The 23,771-nt window shown below is 60.9% G+C and carries 20 protein-coding genes; 13 read left to right on the forward strand and 7 right to left on the reverse strand.

What is annotated here, in order from left to right; all coding sequences use genetic code 11:
• Positions 1-157: 157 nt before the first annotated feature.
• Positions 158-334: a hypothetical protein gene (locus CRO59_RS28715; RefSeq protein ID WP_007964044.1), complete on the forward strand. Its 177-nt coding sequence runs from the start codon at positions 158-160 to the stop codon at positions 332-334.
• 136 nt (positions 335-470) lie between these two features.
• On the opposite strand, the gene CRO59_RS01145 is transcribed toward CRO59_RS28715, so the two are convergent.
• Positions 471-1,355: a helix-turn-helix domain-containing protein gene (locus CRO59_RS01145; RefSeq protein WP_097086010.1), complete on the reverse strand. Its 885-nt coding sequence runs from the start codon at positions 1,353-1,355 to the stop codon at positions 471-473.
• Between the two features lie 177 nt (positions 1,356-1,532).
• Here CRO59_RS01145 and pobA point away from each other — a divergent pair, with 177 nt between their 5' ends.
• Together pobA and CRO59_RS01155 are read left to right on the forward strand one after the other, a co-directional pair.
• The gene (gene pobA, locus CRO59_RS01150; protein ID WP_097086012.1) at positions 1,533-2,726 is read left to right on the forward strand and encodes a 4-hydroxybenzoate 3-monooxygenase; all 1,194 of its coding nucleotides are present in this window, start codon (positions 1,533-1,535) and stop codon (positions 2,724-2,726) included.
• 79 nt (positions 2,727-2,805) lie between these two features.
• Entirely contained in the window at positions 2,806-4,323 is a 1,518-nt protein-coding gene (locus CRO59_RS01155) for an MDR family MFS transporter (RefSeq protein ID WP_097086014.1), read from the forward strand.
• A gap of 125 nt (positions 4,324-4,448) precedes the next feature.
• On the opposite strand, the gene CRO59_RS01160 is transcribed toward CRO59_RS01155, so the two are convergent.
• The 4 genes from CRO59_RS01160 to CRO59_RS01175 form a co-directional block, all read right to left on the reverse strand.
• Positions 4,449-5,297: a cache domain-containing protein gene (locus CRO59_RS01160; RefSeq protein WP_097086016.1), complete on the reverse strand. Its 849-nt coding sequence runs from the start codon at positions 5,295-5,297 to the stop codon at positions 4,449-4,451.
• Between the two features lie 230 nt (positions 5,298-5,527).
• Positions 5,528-6,382, reverse strand: coding sequence for an ATPase (locus tag CRO59_RS01165; protein ID WP_097086018.1), 855 nt, complete (start codon positions 6,380-6,382; stop codon positions 5,528-5,530).
• 116 nt (positions 6,383-6,498) lie between these two features.
• Positions 6,499-7,491, reverse strand: a complete 993-nt coding sequence (locus tag CRO59_RS01170) for an NAD(P)-dependent oxidoreductase (protein ID WP_027612479.1) — start codon at positions 7,489-7,491, stop codon at positions 6,499-6,501.
• 53 nt (positions 7,492-7,544) lie between these two features.
• Positions 7,545-8,438 (reverse strand): LysR family transcriptional regulator ArgP, encoded by an 894-nt coding sequence (locus CRO59_RS01175; protein ID WP_095136979.1) that lies wholly within the window; start codon positions 8,436-8,438, stop codon positions 7,545-7,547.
• Positions 8,439-8,534: 96 nt separating this feature from the next.
• Here CRO59_RS01175 and CRO59_RS01180 point away from each other — a divergent pair, with 96 nt between their 5' ends.
• The 10 genes from CRO59_RS01180 (at position 8,535) to CRO59_RS01225 (ending at position 22,595) form a co-directional block, all read left to right on the forward strand.
• On the forward strand, positions 8,535-8,936 hold the full coding sequence (locus CRO59_RS01180; protein WP_097086020.1) for an ACT domain-containing protein: 402 nt from the start codon (positions 8,535-8,537) through the stop codon (positions 8,934-8,936).
• 5 nt (positions 8,937-8,941) lie between these two features.
• Positions 8,942-9,544, forward strand: coding sequence for a LysE/ArgO family amino acid transporter (locus tag CRO59_RS01185; protein WP_027612476.1), 603 nt, complete (start codon positions 8,942-8,944; stop codon positions 9,542-9,544).
• Positions 9,545-9,720: 176 nt separating this feature from the next.
• Positions 9,721-10,317, forward strand: a complete 597-nt coding sequence (locus CRO59_RS01190) for a superoxide dismutase (protein ID WP_003227660.1) — start codon at positions 9,721-9,723, stop codon at positions 10,315-10,317.
• 320 nt (positions 10,318-10,637) lie between these two features.
• The gene (locus CRO59_RS01195; RefSeq protein WP_096795124.1) at positions 10,638-12,689 is read left to right on the forward strand and encodes a bifunctional diguanylate cyclase/phosphodiesterase; all 2,052 of its coding nucleotides are present in this window, start codon (positions 10,638-10,640) and stop codon (positions 12,687-12,689) included.
• Between the two features lie 139 nt (positions 12,690-12,828).
• A complete protein-coding gene (locus CRO59_RS01200; protein WP_027612472.1) occupies positions 12,829-14,172 on the forward strand; it encodes an imelysin family protein in 1,344 nt (447 codons plus the stop codon).
• Positions 14,173-14,489: 317 nt separating this feature from the next.
• Positions 14,490-15,917 (forward strand): di-heme oxidoredictase family protein, encoded by a 1,428-nt coding sequence (locus CRO59_RS01205; protein ID WP_097086023.1) that lies wholly within the window; start codon positions 14,490-14,492, stop codon positions 15,915-15,917.
• Positions 15,918-15,943: 26 nt separating this feature from the next.
• Positions 15,944-17,008 carry an imelysin family protein gene (locus CRO59_RS01210; RefSeq protein WP_027612470.1) on the forward strand — a complete coding sequence of 355 codons (1,065 nt, stop codon included), beginning with the start codon at positions 15,944-15,946 and terminating at the stop codon, positions 17,006-17,008.
• 14 nt (positions 17,009-17,022) lie between these two features.
• Positions 17,023-18,123: a DUF1513 domain-containing protein gene (locus CRO59_RS01215; protein ID WP_097086025.1), complete on the forward strand. Its 1,101-nt coding sequence runs from the start codon at positions 17,023-17,025 to the stop codon at positions 18,121-18,123.
• 283 nt (positions 18,124-18,406) lie between these two features.
• A complete protein-coding gene (locus tag CRO59_RS01220; RefSeq protein ID WP_097086027.1) occupies positions 18,407-19,555 on the forward strand; it encodes an efflux RND transporter periplasmic adaptor subunit in 1,149 nt (382 codons plus the stop codon).
• Positions 19,556-19,568: 13 nt separating this feature from the next.
• Positions 19,569-22,595, forward strand: a complete 3,027-nt coding sequence (locus CRO59_RS01225; RefSeq protein WP_097086029.1) for a multidrug efflux RND transporter permease subunit — start codon at positions 19,569-19,571, stop codon at positions 22,593-22,595.
• A gap of 231 nt (positions 22,596-22,826) precedes the next feature.
• Here the strand turns inward: CRO59_RS01225 and CRO59_RS01230 are convergent, their stop codons facing one another.
• Both CRO59_RS01230 and CRO59_RS01235 read right to left on the reverse strand, forming a co-directional pair.
• Entirely contained in the window at positions 22,827-23,054 is a 228-nt protein-coding gene (locus CRO59_RS01230; RefSeq protein WP_025111684.1) for a hypothetical protein, read from the reverse strand.
• 2 nt (positions 23,055-23,056) lie between these two features.
• The gene (locus CRO59_RS01235) at positions 23,057-23,770 is read right to left on the reverse strand and encodes a lipopolysaccharide kinase InaA family protein (protein ID WP_027612049.1); all 714 of its coding nucleotides are present in this window, start codon (positions 23,768-23,770) and stop codon (positions 23,057-23,059) included.
• Position 23,771 lies beyond the last annotated feature (1 nt).

Below are 23,771 nucleotides of genomic sequence, written 5' to 3' on the forward strand. Positions count from 1 at the left end.
TATCAGTCTGGATTGTCATCGACTGACACCACGCCTTCGCGAGCAAGCCCGCTCCCACAGGGGGGGGTCACATAGGCGAAATCCGTGGCTGGCAACTCTATGCCGCTGACCTATGCTGAAAGTAATACCGCAGGGTATGCGTTCAGAGGTCTACGCCATGAACATCAGAACAAGAAGGTACTTCGCGATTTTCATCACCTGCGCCGCCACGCTGGCGCTGTACGGCACCGCGGCCTGGCGGGTCGAGCAACTGCGACAACTGCCGCGCGAATACGCCAGCTGCAATTTCGAGCGCTGTATTCCGCACAATGCGACGCTGAATGCATTGCGCTGATTGACCTGAGCTGGAATGCGATCCTGTGGGAGGGGGCTTGCTCCCGAATGCGGTGTGCCATTCAGCATTGATGCACACTGATACACCGCTTTCGGGAGCAAGCCCCCTCCCACAGGATATCGCCAGGTTTACAGGATCACTGCTCGGCCTTCAGCCGGTCACGAAACGCCTTTGGCGAAATGCCCACCCTGCGCCGGAACAGGCGCGTGAAGTTGGTCGGATCGGAAAACCCCAACAACTCCGACATCTCGTAAATGGTCATGCTGGTGTAGGTCAGCAAACGTTTGGCTTCCAGTAACTGGCGTTCGTGCATGATCTGCAGCGCTGGCTGCCCTGCCAGTTCGCGGCAGGTGCCGTTGAGGTGTGATACCGAAATCCCCAGACGATGGGCGAGGTCTTCGACCTTCACATGCTGGCGGTACGTCTCCTCCACCAATTGAATGAACCCGTTGAGGTATTCGCGCTGGCGTTGCGGCCGCTGGCTGGCGTTATGGCGCACGAGCGCCTGACGGCTGACCCAGACCATGATCACGCTGACCAGCGAATGCATGAGCATTTCCCGCGCGGGTTGATGGCCGTTGTACTCGGCCTGCAACGCTGAAAACAGACTGTTCAGGTACTCCGCGTCCTTGCCCGCCGGGTAGTGCTCGGCCTGGGCCAGTGCGTGCACCGAATTGCCCAGTTGCGCCTGCAGGTGATTGATCAGCGGATTGGCGAGGGTGACGACAAATCCTTCGACGTCCTCGGAAAAGCGAAAGCCATGCACCGACAACGGTGGCAGGACTTGAATGGCGGGTTGGTTGAGCTGCGTGCGTTGACCTTCGATTTCAAGCTCTGCCTGACCTTTGAAGACGAAGAGCAACTGGCACAAATCGGCGTGGCGGTGGGGTTTGATTTCCCATTGATGTTCGCGGCTGCGTTTGGAAATGGTTTCACAGTGCAGCAAGTCAGGGGTCGGCCAGTCCAGGCTTTCACCGTAGAGCTTGAACACCGGAATCGAAGGCAGGTCAGGCTTGTTCATCACTTCAATCCAGGCCTCGAGGTTGCGGGCGATAATCGCACCGATTGGCAGAATGTACAGGTATCGGCTCAGTTTTCACCTTCAATTGACAGACCCGCAAGGGAAAAATGCAAGCACTCGATCCATAAAAATCATTCACCGGCGCCTGTCGCGTGAAGCTTGCGAGTCATAAAAACAATGAAAACGCTGAAAACCCAAGTCGCCATCATTGGCGCCGGTCCGTCCGGATTGCTCCTCGGTCAGTTGCTGCACAACGCCGGCATCGACACCCTGATTCTCGAACGCCAGACACCCGACTATGTCCTCGGACGAATTCGCGCCGGCGTGCTTGAACAAGGCATGGTAGAGCTGTTGCGCCAGGCCGGCGTAGGCGCGCGCATGGATGCCGAAGGGCTGGTGCACGCCGGCTTCGATCTGGCACTGGATGGGCGTCTGGCACACATCGATCTGCAGGGTTTGACCGGCGGCAAAACCGTCATGGTTTACGGTCAGACCGAAGTCACGCGCGACCTGATGGCCGCTCGTCGGGAGGCTGGCGCACTGTCGTTTTATGAAGTGAGCCATGTCGCTCCTCACGGCATGAAAAGCGACGAGGCGTTTGTCACCTTCGAAAAGGATGGCGAAACCTGGCGCGTCGATTGCGATTACATCGCCGGTTGCGATGGTTTTCACGGCGTGGCCCGGCAGTCGATTCCCGGGGCCTGCCTGAAGATCTTCGAGCGGGTCTATCCGTTCGGCTGGCTGGGGATTCTCGCTGACACCCCGCCAGTGCACGAAGAGCTGGTCTACGCCCGGCACGAACGCGGCTTCGCCCTGTGCAGCATGCGTTCGGCCACCCGCACCCGTTACTACTTGCAAGTGCCGGCGGAAGAAAACGTCGCCGACTGGTCCGACGAGCGCTTTTGGGCTGAACTGAAAACCCGTCTGCCCGCCGCGCTTGCCGAAAAACTGGTCACCGGCCCGTCGATTGAAAAAAGCATCGCGCCGCTGCGCAGTTTTGTCGTCGAGCCGATGCAGTACGGGCGGATGTTTCTGCTCGGCGATGCCGCGCACATTGTGCCGCCCACCGGCGCCAAAGGCCTGAACCTGGCCGCCAGCGATGTCAGTACGCTGTTTAACATTCTGCTGAAGGTTTATCGCGAAGGGCGCACCGATCTGCTGGAGAAATACTCGGAGATCTGCCTGCGCCGGGTATGGAAAGCCGAACGTTTCTCCTGGTGGATGACTTCGATGCTGCACCGCTTCGACGAGCATGATGATTTCAGCCAGCGCATCAGTGCCTCGGAACTGGACTACTTTGTCAGTTCCGAAGCGGGTCGAAAAACCATTGCAGAAAATTACGTCGGACTTCCGTACGAGGCTATCGAATAGCCTGCTACCGACTTACACTGGCGAGCATCCACCCGCGCGCAATGGCCGTGCGGGTCCATCACTGCCCGCAGGCTCGCCCGTGACCAATCTCAATCACCCTGAAACGCCCAAACCGGCCATTCGCAGCGTGCTGGTCGCGTTGATGATGGCGATTTTTCTCGGCGCGCTGGACCAGACCATCGTCGCCGTCTCGATGCCCGCCATCTCCGCACAGTTCAAGGACGTCAGCCTGCTGGCCTGGGTGATTTCCGGGTACATGGTGGCAATGACCGTGGCGGTGCCGATCTACGGCAAGCTCGGCGATCTGTACGGACGACGCAAACTGATGCTGTTCGGCATGGGTCTGTTCACCCTCGCCTCGCTGTTCTGCGGCATGGCGCAAAGCATGGAACAACTGGTGCTGGCGCGGATTCTCCAGGGCATCGGCGCCGGCGGAATGATCTCGGTCAGTCAGGCAATCATCGGCGACATCGTTCCGCCGCGCGAACGCGGGCGTTATCAGGGCTACTTCAGCAGCATGTACGCGGTGGCCAGCGTCGCCGGGCCAGTGCTCGGCGGCTATATGACCGAATACCTGTCGTGGCGCTGGGTGTTCCTGATCAATCTGCCACTGGGGCTGGGCGCCTGGTGGGTAGCCAATCGCAATCTGCGCGGGCTGCCGATTCCGCAGCGCAAACCGATCATCGACTACCTCGGCACGCTGTTGATGATCATCGGTTTGACCGCCCTGCTGCTCGCCATCACTCAGGTCGGTCAGGGCCATTCGTGGCGCAGCAGCGAAGTGCTCGGCTTGTTCGCCTGCGCGGTGCTGGTGCTGGCGGTGTTCGTCTGGCATGAACGCCGGGCGCGCGAGCCGCTGCTGCCGATGCACTTGTTCACCAACCGCAACGCGTTGCTGTGCTGGTGCACGATTTTCTTCACCAGTTTTCAGGCGATTTCGCTGATCGTGTTGATGCCGCTGCGCTTCCAGAGCGTCACCGGTGCCGGGGCCGATGCGGCGGCGTTGCACTTGCTGCCGCTGGCGATGGGCCTGCCGATCGGCGCTTATTTCGCCGGACGTCGTACTTCGGTGACCGGACGCTACAAACCACAGATTCTGACCGGCGCGCTGCTGATGCCGATCTCGATTCTCGGCATGGCGTTCAGCCCACCGGATGCGACGCTGGTCAGCAGCCTGTTCATGCTGCTCAGCGGGATTGCCGGCGGCATGCAGTTCCCGACTTCACTGGTGGGTACGCAGAACTCGGTGGAGCAACGCGACATCGGCGTCGCCACCAGCACCACCAACCTGTTCCGCTCGCTGGGCGGCGCAGTGGGTGTGGCGTTGATGTCGGCGCTGTTGCTGGCGTTGTTGCAGGATTCGAGTTTCGCCCATCTGGCGAGCAACTCGCTGCTCAGCGAAGGGCATTCGGGTAACGTGCTGCTCGACGGTTTGAACGCCGCACCGGGTGATGCCCAGAACGCCTTGCGCGCCGAGCTTTCGGTGACGTTCCGGCATCTGCTGTGGGTGAGTACGGCGGTGTCGCTGCTGGGGCTGGTAGCGGCGATTGCGATGCCGAACAACCTGCTGCGCGGACGCGAGCATGGCGCCAAATAACAGCAACACCTTAAAACCCTGTGGGAGGGGGCTTGCTCCCGAAAGCGGTATGTCATTCAACAAAGATGTTGGCTGATCCACCGCTTTCGGGAGCAAGCCCCCTCCCACAGTAGCGAATGTTTCAATCAGGGGCTGTAGTAACCCACCGCCACCAGAAAATGCCCGACCTTCTTCAGGTAGGCATGCTTGTCCTCGACCTTGCCGGTCACCGGGTTTTTCCAGCGGTATTCGTATTCGCCGTCGTCCTGTTTGGCGATCAGCGCCAGAATCGGCTCGCCCACCGGTTTGCCTTCCGGGTCCTTGATCTTGCTGAAATCGGTGTTGATCAAGCGCAGGTTGGTGCCGTGGGCAACGTAGCGTTGGGTCTCCAGATCGACCACGAACACGTACAGGTCATCCTGCAGATACCCGCCCTTGAGCAAGTTGATGGCCGTCAGCGTACCCTTCTCGTTTTTCCCCAGATCGGTTGCAGCCTTGTCGAGAAGTGCCTTGGCCTGCTCGGCTGAAGCGCGCGGCAGGTAATAACCGACTGCCAGAATGCGCTGACCGATGCGCTGGTAATACACATGTTTGCGCTCGACCTTGCCGTCGGCCCAGTTCTGCCAGCGGTATTCGGCCTGTTGAATGCCGTTGCCTTCCGGCACCAGCAAGGCGTCCTTGAAGGCTTTCTGCAAATCCGGCGCAAGCACTTCGCTGACGTCACGGCCGATCAAGGCTGAGGACGGCCCGCCGCTGGCGAGCATCACGCCTTTGGTGTCGACCACGAACACGTAGCGATCCTTGTCGACGAACTCACCCTGACGGCTGAACGCGGCGAAGGCCTTGTCGCCATTGTCGTGGTAATAGGCCAGAGCCTTTTCCAGCAGCGCAATGGCGGCCTTGCTGTCGTCCTTCTGCGCGGTGGCGGCGTTGACCTGCCCTGCCCCCACAAAAAGCATCACCCCGAGCCACGCCACTTTATGCAAAAACCCCATAACGCTTCCCTCGTTCTTGTTGGTGTTTCAAGAGCGTAGACGGCTTGGGGTCGGACGGAGCGCCGAATCCTGTAGCGAGGGGATTTATCCCCGATGGGCTGCGCAGCAGCCCTGATGGAGAGAACACATATTTTCTGACACACCGAGCTGATGGTTTGGGAGCTGCTGCGCAGCCCCATCGGGGATGAATCCCCTCACCACAAAGGTCCCTGGCTACAGTTCATCAGGCCCTATGGCCGGGCATTGATCTGCTGCTGCAGGTTCTGAATCTGCGCCTGCAGGGTGTTGAGGTTGCGGGTCATCTGCCCGCGGAACGCATCGAACTCGGCGGTATTGCCGCCACCCTGCGCAGCGGCCGGGCGGTTGTCCTGCTCACTCTTGAGAACGACGATTTCCTGCTCCAGACGCTCGATCGCCGCGCTCGGATTGCCTTGCTTTTTCAGCGCGGTGATATCAGCACCGAGGCTTTTCAGCTGTGCGTCATAACTCTTGAGCTGAGCGTCGACCTTACCGGTGTCGGCCGGGGCGCTTTTCAAGGTCGCCAGTTCGGCGCTCAAGGCTTTGACCTGAGCCTGCAACTGGCTATTGGCGTTCTGTTGCTCGGTGGTCTGCGCGGTCATCTGCGCCAGACGCTTGTCCAGATCGCTGGCCTGACCGACCACGCCTTGCTGCTGTTTGCTCTGATCCAGCAACTGGGTTTCCAGCTGTTTGATCTGCAGCTTCAAGGCTTCGCTGTCGCTATTGACGTTGCTCTGGCTGGCGACGACCTTGCCGGAAATGTCCTGCAGGCGCCCCGCCGCTTCCTCGCTGATGCGCGCAAAGCTTTCCTGGGTCGCGACCAATTGCTGCTCCATCAGCGAAATCTGCTGGAAGCTCCACCAGGCCAGACCGATGAAGGCGAAGAACAACGCGCCGACCAGTGCCCACAACGGCCCGGTACTCGCGGCCTTGACCTTGACCACCGGCGGCGTGCGCGAGTGCACCGAGGTGCGGGCGGAGGGCGGAATGTCATCGTCGTCAAAGGTGTCGGCCCGCAGGCTCGGTACATCGTCGAAATCGTCGTTGGCATCGTTACGCATGGACATTGAGGCAACCTTTGTGGAACGCGGTGATGGCTAAATGCTGCGAAGTATAACCGCCGCAGCCGCAGGGATTGACCCTCAAGCGGCAGTGCGGTTCATTGCCGGCCGGGCGACTTGTATCAACGGATGTCCTGAGCTTTCCACCAGCCACAGAACTCGTCGAGGGCCGACCACAGGCTGACTTTCGGATCGTAGTCCAGATAATGCCGGGCGCGGCTGATGTCGAGGGTGAAATTTTTCTTCATGACTTGCATGCCCAACCGCGAGAGGGTCGGCTCCGGGCGGCCCGGCCAGAGTTTGCACACGCCTTCGTTGAGCGCCGCGACGCTGTAGGCCAGGCCGTACGAACGGTATTTGCTGACCTGCGGCACTTCCATCTTGCGCATCACATAATTGACCACATCCCACAGCGGCACCGGTGCGCCATTGCTGATGTTGTAGGCCTTGCCCAACGCGGAACCGGCCGCCAGCAGACTGCTGAGCAGCGCTTCGTTGAGGTTTTGCACGCTGGTGAAGTCGACCTTGTTCAGGCCGTCACCGATGATCGCCAGACGCCCCTTGCGCTGCATGTTCAGCAGGCGCGGGAAGATGCTCATGTCGCCGGCGCCAGTGACGAAACGCGGGCGCAGGGCGATGGTTTCCAGACCGAATTCCTGTGCGCCAAAGACCTTTTGCTCGGCCAGGTATTTGGTCGCCGCGTAGTGATGTTTGAAGCGCTTGGGCACTTGCTCTTCGGTCAGGCCGAGGTGATCGCGGCCATCGAAATAGATCGATGGCGACGACAGATGCACCAGCCGCCGCACGCGCTGCTTGAGGCAGGCTTCGACGACGTTTTCGGTGACCTGCACGTTGCCCTGATGAAAGTCCTGATAGCGCCCCCACAAGCCGACGGCGCCAGCGCAGTGCACCACGGCTTCGACGTCGGCACAGAGCTCGCGCACCAGATCCGCATCGGTGAGATCGCCCGGGACGAACTCGGCGCCACGGCGCACCAGATGCTCGACGCTTTCGGCCCGGCGACCGTTGACCCGCACGTCCAGGCCCTGCTCCAAAGCGAAACGCGCAAAGCGTCCGCCAATGAAGCCGCTTGCGCCGGTGACCAGAATTTTCATGTAACGCTCCGATGTCTTTCGTTTACCTGATACGTCTGTCTTGACGCTGACCGTCAGCCCAAGGGCACCAGCCAGCGCGGTGAAGAACGTAGCAATTGCTCGGTCAGCAAGGCCAGCAGCTGACCGCCATTGCGCCAATGATGCCAGTACAACGGCACATCGATCGGTTTATCTGGCAACAGTTCGCGCAATACGCCGCGTTGCAGTTGATCGCGCACTTGCAGTTCCGGCACCAGGCCCCAGCCGAACCCGGCTTCGGTCAGGCGCACAAATCCTTCAGAGGACGGGCACAAATGATGCTCGAAACCACCATCGACACCGAGCGATGCGAGGTAGCGATGCTGGAGAAAATCGTCCGGGCCGAACACCAGCGCCGGGGTGCGCGGCAGCTGCTCGGCGCGCACCCCGTCGGGGAAATGCCGCTCGATAAACGCCGGACTGGCCAGCGCCCGATAGCGCATCGCCCCGAGCAACACGCTACGCGCACCGGCCACCGGGCGCTCGCTGGCACAGACACACGCCGCCACTTCCCCGGCACGCATGCGCTTGAGGCCGACGGTCTGATCTTCCACCACCAGATCCAGCAATAAATGCTGCTCGGCGCAGAAATCGCCCACGGCCTCGGCCCACCAGGTGGCGAGGCTGTCGGCGTTGATGGCGATGCGCAAACGCTCCGGCAGGCCTTCTTCGTCGAGCGCCGGCACCAGGGTCTGCAAGTCACGCTCAAGCAGGCGCACCTGCTGCACATGGTTGAGCAGCCGCCGGCCAATCTCGGTCGGCGATGGCGGCGTGCCGCGTACCAGCACCGGTTGGCCGACCCGCGCTTCCAGCAATTTGATCCGCTGGGAAATCGCCGATTGCGACAAGCCCAGCACCTGCGCAGCGCGCTCGAATCCAGCCTGCTCGACCACGGCGGCCAGAGCGGAAAGCAATTTGTAGTCGAACATCAGTTTTCCTAATGAGCGATCAGCACTATTGGTTTTTCTTATACCGCTTTCGACCGGAGAATAGCCAGCAAGCACTCTTTATCAAGGAACACGGCAATGGCTGGCGAAACCTCTCTCACGACACTGCTGCGCAGCATGAGCCCGCAGCTCAATGCCGGCGAATATGTGTTCTGCACACTGCGTGACGCTCAGTTGCCGAGCGGTGTGGAGATTGTCGGCAGCTTCCGCGAGCAGGAAGGCCTGACCGTGATTCTGGAGCGCTCCCAGGCTGAACGTGCCGGGTTCGCTTTTGATTATGTGGCGGCGTGGATCACCCTCAATGTGCATTCGGCGCTCGAAGCCGTTGGCCTCACGGCCGCGTTCGCCAGCGCGCTGGGCAAGGCCGGAATCAGTTGCAACGTGATCGCCGGTTATTACCACGACCATTTGTTTGTCGGTCAGGCCGACGCCGAGCGTGCCATGCACGTGCTGCGCGATCTGGCAGCCAACGCGGAGTAAATCTTATGTGGCAAAGCTATGTGAACGGCCTGCTGGTGGCCTTGGGGCTGATCATGGCGATCGGTACGCAGAACGCTTTTGTGCTGGCGCAGAGTCTGCGCCGCGAACATCACCTGCCGGTGGCGGCGCTGTGTGTGGCGTGCGATGCGCTGCTGGTGGCGGCTGGGGTGTTTGGTCTGGCGACCGTGCTGGCGCAAAATCCGACATTGCTCGCGGTGGCCCGCTGGGGCGGCGCGGTCTTTCTGATCTGGTATGGCAGCCAGGCGCTGCGCCGGGCGTTCTCGAAACAGAGTCTGGATCAGGGTGAAAACCACACCGTACGCTCGTTGCGCGCGGTGATGCTCAGCGCGCTGGCAGTGACACTGCTCAACCCGCATGTTTATCTGGACACGGTGTTGCTGATCGGCTCGCTCGGTGCGCAACAGTCGGTGCCGGGCGCTTATGTCGTGGGCGCCGCGAGTGCGTCGCTGCTGTGGTTTTTCACCTTGGCGCTAGGTGCGGCGTGGCTTGCACCGTGGCTGGCTCGGCCGAGTACCTGGCGGATTCTTGATCTTCTGGTGGCAGTGATGATGTTCACCGTGGCGGGCCAATTGATTATCGCCAACTGATTTATTCCAAAAGGCTCTGGAACCTCTATCCCACACAGTTGTTGCGTGGTTAAGCCTTGACCCCGGTGCTATGATCCGAACCCTGCGCCGCAAAGAGTAAAAACTCGTCGGTGCATTTCTGGCCGCCCGTGATCGGCCTTGCGCTCACCGCAACAGACCTGATTAGGAGAATCATCATGGCTTTCGAATTGCCGCCGCTGCCTTACGCACACGATGCCCTGCAGCCGCACATTTCCAAGGAAACCCTGGAATTTCACCACGACAAGCACCACAACACATACGTCGTGAACCTGAACAACCTGGTGCCAGGCACCGAGTTCGAAGGCAAGACCCTGGAAGAGATCGTCAAGACTTCCTCGGGCGGCATCTTCAACAACGCCGCTCAGGTCTGGAACCACACTTTCTACTGGAACTGCCTGGCGCCAAACGCCGGCGGTCAACCAACCGGCGCGCTGGCTGAAGCCATCAACGCAGCCTTCGGTTCGTTCGACAAGTTCAAGGAAGAGTTCAGCAAAACCTCGATCGGCACCTTCGGTTCCGGCTGGGGCTGGCTGGTGAAAAAGGCTGACGGTTCTCTGGCCCTGGCCAGCACCATCGGCGCCGGCAACCCGCTGACCAGCGGCGACACCCCGCTGCTGACTTGCGACGTCTGGGAACACGCTTACTACATCGACTACCGCAACCTGCGTCCGAAGTACGTTGAAGCGTTCTGGAACCTGGTCAACTGGAAGTTCGTCGCTGAGCAGTTCGAAGGCAAAACCTTCACCGCTTAAGCTGCGCGCCAGTCAAAAAACCCGGCTATTGCCGGGTTTTTTTTGCCTGCGTGTTTCTCACGACGAACGCTGTCTCCGGCCACTTGCCGGTGCAGCACAGCGGGCTACCATCAAATCAGCGAAAATTTGTTCCTGACTGCTCAAGTTGAGGGCCGAAACTACCGACACAGTACAAATAGAGCTGAGACTCCAGACAGCAGTATTTCGGTCAAGGCCACGGGCAAATGTTCCGAGGATTGATTGTCCCTTTGACTGCCAACACGGGATTGCCAATACTCATGGCAACTTGACGCTACCCGCACGGAACAAGGAATAACCCTTTGAAGCTGGAACTCAAGAACAGCTTGTCGGTGAAGTTGCTCCGGGTCGTGCTCCTTTCGGCATTGATCGTCGGCGTGGTCTTGAGCTGTGCCCAGATTGTTTTCGATGCCTATAAAACCCGCCAGGCGGTGGCCGGCGACGCTCAGCGTATCCTCGACATGTTCCGTGATCCCTCGACTCAGGCGGTCTACAGCCTGGACCGGGAAATGGGCATGCAGGTGATCGAAGGCCTGTTCCAGGACGACGCGGTGCGCCAAGCTTCCATCGGCCATCCCAACGAGGCGATGCTCGCGCAGAAGTCCCGTGAGTTGCAGCACTCCAACAGCCGCTGGCTGACTGACTTGATTCTCGGTCAGGAACGCACCTTCACCACTCAATTGGTCGGTCGCGGCCCGTACAGCGAGTATTACGGCGACCTGAGCATCACCCTCGACACCGCCACCTATGGCGAGAGTTTCATCGTCAGTTCGGTGATCATTTTCATTTCCGGCGTCTTGCGCGCCTTGGCCATGGGCCTGGTGTTGTATCTGGTTTATCACTGGCTGCTGACCAAGCCGCTGTCGCGGATCATCGAGCACCTGACCGAAATCAATCCCGATCGCCCCAGCGAGCACAAGATTCCACAGCTCAAGGGTCACGAAAAGAATGAACTCGGCATCTGGATCAACACCGCCAACCAGCTGCTCGAATCGATAGAACGCAACACCCACCTGCGCCACGAAGCGGAAAACAGCCTGCTGCGCATGGCCCAGTACGACTTCCTCACCGGCCTGCCGAACCGCCAGCAATTGCAGCAGCAACTGGACAAGATTCTGGTCGACGCCGGCAAGCTGCAACGCCGGGTCGCGGTGTTGTGCGTAGGGCTGGATGATTTCAAAGGAATCAACGAGCAGTTCAGCTACCAGACCGGCGACCAGTTGCTGCTGGCGCTGGCCGACCGCCTGCGCGCCCACAGCGGTCGCCTCGGCGCCCTCGCCCGTCTGGGTGGCGACCAGTTCGCGCTGGTGCAGGCCGATATTGAGCAACCTTACGAAGCGGCGGAGCTGGCGCAAAGCATCCTCGATGATCTGGAAGCGGCGTTCGCCCTCGACCATCAGGAAATCCGCCTGCGCGCGACCATCGGCATCACCCTGTTCCCCGAGGACGGCGACAGCACCGAGAAGCTGTTGCAGAAGGCCGAGCAGACCATGACGCTGGCCAAGACCCGCTCGCGCAACCGCTATCAGTTCTACATTGCCAGTGTCGACAGCGAGATGCGTCGCCGTCGCGAACTGGAAAAAGACCTGCGCGACGCACTGATTCGCGACCAGTTCTACCTCGTCTATCAGCCGCAGATCAGCTACCGCGATCACCGCGTGGTCGGGGTCGAAGCGCTGATTCGCTGGCAGCATCCGGAACACGGTCTGGTGCCGCCGGACCTGTTCATCCCTTTGGCCGAACAGAACGGCACGATCATCGCCATCGGCGAATGGGTGCTGGATCAGGCCTGCAAGCAATTGCGCGAATGGCACGATCAGGGCTTTGTCGATCTGCGCATGGCGGTCAACCTGTCCACCGTGCAACTGCACCACGCCGAGTTGCCGCGGGTGGTCAACAACCTGCTGCAGATCTACCGCCTGCCGCCGCGCAGCCTGGAGCTGGAAGTCACCGAAACCGGCCTGATGGAAGACATCAGCACCGCCGCCCAACACCTGCTGAGCCTGCGCCGCTCCGGGGCGCTGATCGCCATCGACGACTTCGGCACCGGCTACTCATCGCTGAGTTACCTGAAAAGCCTGCCGCTGGACAAGATCAAGATCGACAAGAGCTTCGTCCAGGATCTGCTGGATGACGACGATGATGCGACCATCGTTCGCGCGATCATCCAGCTGGGCAAGAGCCTGGGCATGCAGGTGATCGCCGAAGGTGTGGAAACCGCCGAGCAAGAGTCCTACATCATCTCCGAAGGCTGCCACGAAGGTCAGGGTTACCACTACAGCAAGCCGCTGCCGGCCCGGGAGCTGACGGCCTACCTCAAACAGGCGCAGCGCAGCAACGCGGCGATCCTTTGATGCCGCGCATAACAACCGGCTAAACAAGAAATATTTCCAGCCACAGCCCTTTACACATAATGCGAAAGATTTGCATTATGTCGCAGCTTTGCGCACCCCCGCGCCCTGTCCATTCCATTACCGAAGCAGGATGTTCGCCATGATTCGTATGCCTCTGGCTACCGCCAGTCTGCTGGCCATCGCTATTTCCCTCGCCGGTTGCGGCGAAGGCAAAGACAAGGCTGCCGCCCCGGCCGCGCCGACGCCGGCCGCCAGCACCGCCGCCGCTCCAGCACCTGCCGCTGCCGGTAAAGTCGATGAAGCCGCCGCCAAGGCTGTGGTCGCGCACTACGCCGACATGGTCTTCGCCGTCTACAGCGATGCCGAATCCACTGCGAAAACCCTGCAAACGGCGGTCGACGCGTTCCTCGCCAAACCGAACGCCGACACCCTGAAAGCCGCCAAGGCTGCCTGGGTCGCTGCGCGCGTGCCTTACCTGCAGAGCGAAGTGTTCCGCTTCGGCAACACCATCATCGACGACTGGGAAGGTCAGGTGAACGCCTGGCCGCTGGACGAAGGCCTGATCGACTACGTCGACAAATCCTACGAGCACGCGCTGGGCAACCCGGGTGCCACCGCCAACATCATCGCCAACACTGAAGTGCAGGTCGGCGAAGACAAGGTCGACGTGAAAGACATCACCCCGGAAAAACTCGCCAGCCTCAACGAGCTGGGCGGTTCCGAAGCCAACGTTGCCACCGGCTACCACGCGATCGAATTCCTGCTCTGGGGCCAGGACCTGAACGGCACCGGTCCGGGCGCCGGCAACCGTCCGGCGTCGGACTACCTGGAAGGCGCTGGCGCCACCGGCGGTCACAATGATCGTCGCCGTGCCTACCTCAAAGCCGTGACCCAACTGCTGGTCAGCGACCTGGAAGAAATGGTCGGCAACTGGAAGCCGAACGTGGCCGACAACTACCGCGCTACCCTGGAAGCCGAGCCGGCTGAAAGCGGCCTGCGCAAAATGCTCTTCGGCATGGGCAGTTTGTCCCTGGGCGAACTGGCGGGCGAGCGCATGAAGGTTTCCCTGGAAGCCAACTCCCCGGAAGACGAACAGGATTGCTTCAGCGACAACACCCACAACTCGCACTTCTACGATGCCAAAGGCATTCGTAACGTGTACCTGGGCGAGTACACCCGGGTTGATGGCACCAAGATGACCGGCGCCAGCCTGTCGTCGCTGGTGGCCAAGGCCGACCCGGCTGCCGACACCGCGCTGAAAGCCGATCTGGCCGCTACCGAAGCGAAAATCCAGGTCATGGTCGATCACGCCAACAAGGGTGAGCACTACGACCAGTTGATCGCTGCGGGCAACACCGCCGGCAACCAGATCGTGCGTGACGCCATCGCCGCACTGGTCAAGCAGACCGGCTCGATCGAAGCCGCTGCCGGCAAGCTGGGCATCAGCGACCTGAACCCGGACAACGCTGATCACGAGTTCTGATCACGCGCGTTCGACTGAAAAAGGCGACCTGCGGGTCGCCTTTTTCATGCCTGCCGTACACAAAACCCTGCTCCATGGTGTGTTCGATATCAGGTACACCACCAAATCCTGTGGGAGCGAGCCTGCTCGCGAAGGCGTCATCTGGCGCAACATCGTCAGCGCGGCGGACACCGCTTTCGCGAGCAGGCTCGCTCCCACAGGGTTTGCATGAGTTTCAAGGCTTGCGCCATATCAAGCAAACGATAATTCCTCTTATTCAAACTCACTCGCCCTGTTAGACTTTGCGCCTTTGTTTTCGCCCGTCCGCAGGATGTCTGATGCCCTCGCTGCCGCTTCGCTTGTCCGCACTGTTTCTGGCCCTGGGCCTGAGTGCCTGCGATGACGCCCCGCGTTTTACCAAGGCTGAGCCGGGTGAAGCGCGTTCGGGCGGGGCGGCGACTGTGCGCAAGACCGATCAGAATGCGTTCTCGCTACCTTCGGCCAATCTGCCGCCGTCGCGCCGGGTCGACTTCAGCGTCGGCAACAGCTTCTTCCGCAGTCCGTGGGTGATCGCCCCTTCAACCACCACCGCCCGCGATGGCCTCGGCCCGCTGTTCAACACCAACGCCTGCCAGAACTGCCACATCAAGGACGGTCGCGGACACCCGCCAGCGCCGGATGCGGCGAACGCGGTGTCGATGCTGGTGCGTCTGTCGATTCCCGATTCGCCGGCCTATGCCAAAGTCATTGAGCAACTCGGCGTGGTGCCGGAACCGGTCTACGGCGGCCAGTTCCAGGACATGGCCGTGCCCGGGGTCACGCCCGAAGGCAAGGTGCGCGTCGAGTACACCCCGGTGCCGATCCGTTTCAAGGACGGCACCGAAGTCGAGCTGCGCAAACCGGTTCTGCAATTCACTCAGTTGGGCTACGGCCCGATGCACCCGGACACGCGTTTCTCGGCCCGCGTCGCACCGCCGATGATCGGCCTCGGCCTGCTCGAAGCCATTCCCGAAGAAGCGATCCTCGCCAACGCCGCCGCGCAGGCCAAAGAGAACAACGGCATTAAGGGTCGCGTAAATCGGGTCTGGGACGATGAGTTACAGAAAACCGTGGCCGGCCGTTTTGGCTGGAAAGCCGGGCAACCGAATCTCAATCAGCAGAATGTCCACGCGTTTTCCGGAGACATGGGCCTGACCACCAGCCTCAGACCCTTCGATGACTGCACCGACGCACAAACTGCGTGCAAACAGGCGCCGAACGGCAATGGCCCGGACGGCGAGCCGGAAGTCAGCGACAACATCCTGCGTCTGGTGCTGTTCTATACGCGCAACCTCGCAGTGCCGGCACGTCGCGGCGTCAACGACGAACAAGTACTGGCCGGCAAGAATCTGTTCTTCCAGGCTGGCTGCCAGTCCTGTCACACGCCCAAATACACCACCGCCGCCAACGCCGCCGAACCTGAACTGGCCAATCAAGTGATTCGCCCGTACAGCGATCTGCTGCTGCATGACATGGGCGATGGTCTGGCCGACAACCGCACCGAATTCCAGGCCTCCGGCCGCGACTGGCGCACCCCGCCGTTGTGGGGGATCGGTCTGACGCAGGCAGTCAGTGGTCACACCCAGTTCTTGCATGACGGTCGCGCCCGCAATCTGCTCGAAGCCGTGCTCTGGCATGGCGGCGAAGCGCAGCAGGCGCAGCAACAGGTTTTGTCTTTCAACGCCGAGCAGCGTGCTGCGCTGCTGGCGTTCTTGAACTCACTTTAAACACTTAAAAGAATCGGGAGCCCGACATGTTCCGTCCCAAGTTGTTGTTCACCAGCCTTGCCGCACTCGCCCTCGGCGCCTGCTCGCCGCAGGATCCGCAAGCGGTCACGTCGGCGGCCATCGCCAAATCGGTGATCCTGCCGACCTACACCCGTTGGGTCGAAGCCGACAAGCAACTGGCGGTCAGCGCCCTCGCCTACTGCCAGGGCAAGGAAACCCTGGAAACCGCCCGCGCCGACTTCCTGCACGCGCAGAAAGCCTGGGCCGAGCTGCAACCGCTGCTGATCGGCCCATTGGCCGAGGGCAACCGTTCGTGGCAGGTGCAGTTCTGGCCGGACAAGAAAAACCTCGTCGGCCGTCAGGTCGAGCAACTGGTGATCGCCCAGCCGCAGATCGACGCCGCCGCACTGGCTAAATCCAGCGTGGTGGTGCAGGGCCTGTCGGCTTACGAATACATCCTGTTCGATGAAAAACCGGACGTCGCCAACGCCGAGCAGAAAGCCAAATACTGCCCACTGTTGATCGCCATCGGCGAGCGCCAGAAGCAACTGGCCGAAGAGATTCTGCAGAGCTGGAACAACACCGACGGCATGCTCGCGCAAATGAGCAAGTTCCCCAACCAGCGCTACGCCGACTCCCACGAAGCGATCGCCGATCTGCTGCGTGTGCAGGTCACCGCCCTCGACACCCTGAAGAAAAAACTCGGCACACCGATGGGCCGTCAGAGCAAAGGCGTGCCGCAGCCGTTCCAGGCCGATGCGTGGCGCAGCCAGTCGTCGCTGACCGCGCTGGAAGCCAGCCTCGCTGCAGCCAAAACCGTCTGGGAAGGCGTCGACAACAAAGGCCTGCGCGGTCTGCTGCCGGCCGAGCAGAAACCGTTGGCGGACAAGATCGACGCTGCCTACGCCGCGTCGCTGAAACTGTTCGACAGCAGCCAGCGCTCGCTGACCGAAATGCTCCAGGACGACGCCGGTCGTCAACAACTCAACGATCTCTACGACAGCCTCAACGTCGTCCATCGCCTGCACGAAGGCGAACTGGCCAAGGCGCTGGGTATCCAACTGGGCTTCAACGCCAACGACGGTGACTGATGAGGGCAAGTGCCATGCTGCGACGCCAGGCTCTGACTTTAGGTAGTTTGCTGCTGGGAGCAGTGACACTGGGCGGCTGGACGCTGTTCAAGCGCAAGGATCAGAGCCCGTTGTTGCTCTCGGCGCGCGACGACACCGACGGCAAGCATTACGCCGTCGGTTATCGGCTGGACGGTACGCAGGTGTTCGCCACCGAGGTCGGCCAGCGCTGTCACGACATCATCAACCACCCGACGCTGCCGATCGCGCTGTTCGTCGCCCGCCGCCCGGGCACAGAGAGCTACCTGATCGATCTGCGCGACGGGACGTTGCTGCAAACCGTGACTTCGCAGCCGAACCGGCATTTCTACGGCCACGCCGTGGTGCACAAGGACGGCGAATACCTGTACGCCACCGAGAACGACACCACGGATCCGGGGCGTGGCCTGCTCGGGGTGTACAAGTTCGAAGGCGAGCGGCTGGTGCACAGCGGTGAGATTTCCACCCATGGCCTCGGCCCGCATCAGGTCTCGTGGATGCCCGATGGCGAAACCCTGGTGGTGGCCAACGGCGGGATCCGCACCGAGGCCGAAAGCCGCGTCGACATGAACCTCAACGCCATGGAACCGAGCCTGGTGCTGATGCAGCGCGACGGCACCCTGCTGAGCAAGGAAACCCTTTCCCAGCAGATGAACAGCGTGCGTCACCTGGGCATCGCCAGCGACGGCACCATCGTTGCCGGCCAGCAATTCATGGGCGCCTCGCATGAGCGCTCCGAGCTGTTGGCGATCAAGCGTCCGGGCCAGCCCTTCGTGGCATTCCCGGTGCCGGAGCATCAGTTGCAGTCGATGGGGCATTACACCGCCAGCGTCGCAGTGCACAGCGAACTGCGGTTGGTGGCGCTGACCGCGCCGCGTGGCAACCGGTTCTTCATCTGGGACCTGGACAGCGGCGAAGTGCGCCTCGACGCGCCGCTGCCCGATTGCGCCGGCGTTGGTGCGGTGCAGGACGGCTTCGTCGTGACCTCGGGTCAGGGCCGCTGCCGCTACTACGATTGCCGCCAGGATGAGCTGCTGGCCAAGCCGCTGGAATTGCCAGCGGGGCTCTGGGATAACCATCTGCATTTGATCGCATAACCCACCTGTTCTGAGTACGACTCATAACCTGTGGCGAGGGGATTTATCCCCGATCGGCTGCGCAGCAGTCGCAAAACCATCGCACACGGTTCAATTGACAGACCGCGGTTTCAGGTTTTGGGGCGGCTTCGCCACCCATCGGGGATGAATCCCCTCACCACAGGTTCAGTGTTTAGACTTCCTCACTCCGTCCTCCCCTGTAATAACTGCCAGTTGGAATCCCCACCTGACTCGGAGTAATGTGCCCGCCTGTCTCACCTGATTTATCCAAGGAACTGGAAATATGCTGCGTCGCCGCATGCTGATCATGTTGGGTGTTGTCTTGCTGGTCGTCCTGGTATTGGGCGGGTACAAAGCCTTTTCGATCTACACCATGATCCAGGGCTTCTCCAAACCGAAACCGCCGATCAGTGTCGCCGTGGCCCGCGCCAGCGAACAGCCGTGGCAGATGCGTTTGCCCACCGTCGGCTCGCTGAAGGCCTTGCAAGGCGTCGAGCTGAGTCTTGAAGTCGCCGGCACCGTCACCGAACTCAAATTCGAATCCGGACAGAAGGTCAAGGCCGGGCAGCCACTGCTGCAACTCGACAGCGCGGTCGAGACCGCCCTGCTGGAAACCGCCAAGGCTGACCTGGGACTGGCGCAACTGGATTTCGGTCGTGGCAGTCAACTGGTCGATAGCCGCGCGATCTCCAAAGGCGAGTACGACCGTCTCTCCGCCGTATTGCAAAAGAACAAGGCCACGGTCAATCAGCTCAACGCTTCGCTGGCGAAAAAACGCATCCTTGCGCCGTTCAGCGGCACTATCGGCATCCGTCAGGTGGATGTCGGCGACTACCTCGCCAGCGGCACTAAAATCGCCACCCTGCAGGATCTGAGCAGCCTCTACGCCGACTTCTATGTGCCGGAGCAATCGGTGCCGAAACTGGCCATCGGGCAACCGGTGCAGATCGGTGTCGCAGCCTATCCCGGGCAGAACTTCCCCGGCGCCATCAGCGCGATCAACCCGATTGTCGAGAGCACCACGCGCAATATTCTGGTGCGCGCGACCCTGGCCAACCCCGACGGCAAATTGCTGCCGGGCATGTTCGCCAGCCTCAACGTGTTGCTGCCCGATCCGCAGAAACACATCGTGGTCCCGGAAAGCGCGATCACCTACACCCTCTACGGCAACTCGCTGTACGTGGTCGGGCAGAAAAAGGCCGAGGACGGCAGCGTCGAAAAAGACGACAAGGGCCAACCGGTACTGATCGCCGAACGTCGCTTCATCGAGACCGGTGAGCGCCGCGATGGCCTGGTGATGATCAACAAGGGCGTACAGAGCGGCGAACAAGTGGTGACTGCCGGCCAGATCAAACTGGACAACGGCGCACACATTGCCATCAGCGACGACAAGACCCTCGGCGAGCAGAACAGTCCGCCTCGCGCCGACTGATCAAGGAATCCCCATGGCTTTTACCGATCCGTTCATCCGCCGCCCGGTGCTCGCCACCGTGGTCAGCCTGCTGATTGTGCTGCTGGGTTTCCAGGCCTGGAGCAAGCTGCCGCTGCGCCAGTACCCGCAAATGGAAAACGCCCTGATCACGGTGACCACCGCCTACCCCGGGGCCAACGCCGAGACCATTCAGGGCTACATCACCCAGCCAATGCAACAGAGCCTGGCCAGCGCCGAAGGCATCGACTACATGACCTCGGTCAGCCGGCAGAACTTCTCGGTGATCTCGATCTACGCGCGCATCGGTTCCAACACCGACCGTTTGTTCACCGAACTGCTGGCCAAAGCCAACGAGGTCAAGAACAAACTGCCGCAGGACGCCGAAGACCCGGTACTGAGCAAGGAATCGGCCGACGCCTCGGCGCTGATGTACATCAGTTTCTTCAGCAAGGACTTGAGCAACCCGCAGATCACCGACTACCTGTCGCGGGTGATCCAGCCGAAACTGGCGACCCTGCCGGGCATGGCCGAGGCGGAGATTCTCGGTAATCAGGTATTCGCCATGCGCCTGTGGCTCGACCCGGTGAAGCTCGCCGGTTTCGGCCTCAGCGCCAGCGACGTGACCAACGCGGTGCGCCAGTACAACTTCCTCTCCGCCGCCGGCGAGGTGAAGGGCGAGTACGTGGTCACCAGCATCAACGCCAACACCGAACTGAAATCAGCCGAAGCCTTCGCGGCGATTCCGCTCAAGGTCAATGGCGACAGCCGCGTGCTGCTCAGCGATGTCGCGCGGGTCGAGATGGGCGCGGAAAACTACGACTCGATCAGCTCGTTCGGCGGCACGCCGTCGGTGTACATCGGCATCAAGGCCACACCCGGGGCCAACCCGCTGGACGTGATCAAGGAAGTACGCAAGCTGATGCCGGAGCTGGAAGCGCAATTGCCGCCCAACCTCAAGAGCGAGATTGCCTACGACGCCACCCAGTTCATTCAGGCCTCGATCGACGAAGTGGTGAAAACCCTGTTCGAAGCGGTGCTGATCGTGATCGTGGTGGTGTTCCTGTTCCTCGGCGCGTTGCGCTCGGTGGTGATCCCGGTGGTGACCATCCCGCTGTCGATGATCGGCGTGATGTTCTTCATGCAGATGATGGGCTACTCGATCAACCTCCTGACCCTGCTGGCGATGGTGCTGGCCATCGGTCTGGTGGTAGATGACGCGATTGTGGTGGTGGAGAACATTCACCGACACATCGAGGAAGGCAAGACGCCGCTGGAGGCCGCACTGGAAGGTGCGCGGGAAATCGCCATGCCGGTGGTGTCGATGACCATCACCCTGGCGGCGGTGTATGCGCCGATCGGCTTCCTCACCGGGCTGACCGGGGCCTTGTTCAAGGAGTTCGCCCTGACCCTGGCCGGCGCCGTGGTGATCTCCGGGATCGTCGCCCTGACCCTGTCGCCGATGATGTGCGCCCTGCTATTGCGCCACGAAGAAAACCCCAGTGGCCTGGCGCACCGCCTCGACCGCATTTTCGACGGTCTCAAGCGCCGCTACCAGAGCATGCTCCACGGCACATTGAACACGCGGCCGGTGGTGCTGGTGTTCGCGGTGATCGTGTTGTGCCTGATCCCGGTGTTTCTCAAGTTCACCAAGTCGGAACTGGCGCCTGACGAGGATCAGGGCATCATCTTCATGATGGCCACGGCCCCTCAGCCAACCAACCTCGATTACCTGAGCACTTACACCGACGAATTCATCAAGATCTTCAAGGAGTTTCCGGAGTACTACTCCTCGTTTCAGATCAACGGCTACAACGGTGTGCAGGCGGGCATCGGTGGCTTCCTGCTCAAGCCGTGGAACGAGCGCAGCCGCACGCAGATGCAGATCCTGCCCGAGGTGCAAGGCAAACTGGCGAGTATCCCCGGCCTGCAGATTTTCGGCTTCAACCTGCCCTCCTTGCCCGGCACCGGTGAAGGTTTGCCGTTCGAATTCGTGGTCAATACCGCCAACGACTACGAATTGCTGCTGCAAGTGGCCGACCGGATCAAGAAACGTGCGATGGAGTCGGGCAAGTTCGCCTTCGTCGACCTCGACCTGGCGTTCGACAAGCCGGAAGTGGTGGTCGATATCGACCGTGCCAAAGCCGCGCAGATGGGCGTGTCGATGCAGGATCTGGGCGGCACCCTGGCGACGCTGCTGGGCGAGGCGGAAATCAACCGTTTCACCATCGAAGGCCGCAGCTACAAGGTGATTGCCCAGGTCGAGCGACCGTACCGCGAAAACCCCGGCTGGCTGAACAACTACTACGTGAAGAACACCCAGGGCGAGCTGCTGCCGCTTTCTACCCTGATCAAGGTCAGCGACCGGGCGCGACCGCGCCAGCTCAACCAGTTCCAGCAACTCAACGCGGCGAAGATTTCCGGATTCCCGCTGGTCAGCATGGGCGAGGCCATCGACACCGTGCTGCAGATCGCCCGGGAGGAAGCGCCAGCCGGGTTTGCCTTCGACTATGGCGGCGCCTCGCGCCAGTACGTGCAGGAAGGCAGCGCTCTGTGGGTAACCTTCGCCCTGGCGCTGGCGATCATTTTCCTGGTGCTTGCGGCGCAGTTCGAGAGCTTCCGTGATCCGCTGGTGATTCTGGTGACGGTGCCGCTGTCAATCTGTGGTGCGTTGATTCCGCTGTTCCTTGGCTGGTCGAGCATGAACATCTACACCCAGGTCGGACTGGTGACCCTGATCGGGCTGATCAGCAAGCACGGGATCCTGATCGTCGAGTTCGCCAACCAACTGCGCAAGGACAAGGGCCTGACCGCGCGCGAAGCGGTCGAGGAAGCGGCGGCAATCCGCTTGCGCCCGGTGTTGATGACCACGGCGGCGATGGTGTTCGGCATGGTGCCGTTGATTCTGGCGACCGGTGCGGGCGCCGTGAGCCGGTTCGATATCGGCACCGTGATTGCAACGGGGATGTCGATCGGCACCCTGTTTACGCTGTTTGTGCTGCCGTGCATCTACACCCTATTGGCGAAACCCGATCCGAAATAACAGCGATTTACCTTTGTGGCAGCGGGCTTGCTCGCGAAAGCGCCAGGTCAGTCAACAGCAATGCTGAATGTGCCGGCCCCTTCGTGAGCAAGCCCACTCCCATCCTTGATCGCAACCAGCCACAAATCTCCATCTTTCGCCGATCCCACAGGGGAATGGTGTGATCCCTGGAACACGCGCAATAAAAAAGGCCTCGCATCTGCGAGGCCTTTCATTTTGGCTTCAATCGGTTCAACTCTGTGGCCTCATCCCTTGAGAAAGTCCGAACATGAACAACAACAGATCATGGTCAGGTTTAGTCGCCACGGAGGCTTTCGCCACCCGTGGTACTGCGCAGTGAGCATCGCCTGTGGTAGCACCGATCACCTGCATGCGGGGCTGCTCCCAGGCCGCCACCGCCAATGAAGCAACTGCCAAGGCTCCAACCAAAAACAAACCTCGTGCAATTTCGAGTTTCATCGCTATAAACCTTTGATAGCGCTGCCAAACGCCGTCTCATAAAAGTAGACGAGTTTTTTCCAGTCCGTGTCGCTGAACGACGAATGGCGACGCAATTGCTTCATGTCATGGGAGGCCGCGCGATAAGCGGTCAGACGCTGACGGCATTTCTCCAGATCGATCAATGCCACTTCGACCTGAGCCGAATCACCTTCGCCGGTCACCCGTACAAAAACGTGTTTGATGTAGATGCAGCTGTGCTGCCAACGGCCCTTGTGCATGCGCGCGAGGTTTTCGGCCAGGTCTTTGAGGACGCGCTCGTAAACGGCTTCGCCATATTGGGCACGGCCGCCGGCGGCTTCCCACTTCTCCAGTTCGTCGAAACCGTCCAGCGACTTGGTCACCAGCAACGCACGCCACTTGTATTGCGGATCCGGCTGCGCACCGCAGAAGACGATTTGCGGGACGCGTACACCGAGGCGGCTGACACCGGTCAGGGCATCCAGCTCTCGCAAGACTGTCGGCCGGCCGAAAGGATGCAGCCAACTGCGATAGATATGTCCGGTCTGGCGCTTGGCATACAGTAACTGGCCGTCACGGCCCACGACTCGTTGCACACCACTTTCCCCGCCACGGCGCACGTTGGGTTCTTCCACCCATTCACCGCGCTGGTTCCAGTAGTAGTCGAAGCGATCCTGGGGAGCGACTTCCGTTTCTGCTGCTATTTGCACCGCCATC

This window comes from Pseudomonas sp. LAMO17WK12:I5 (assembly GCF_900215165.1).
Lineage (GTDB): Bacteria > Pseudomonadota > Gammaproteobacteria > Pseudomonadales > Pseudomonadaceae > Aquipseudomonas > Aquipseudomonas putida_A.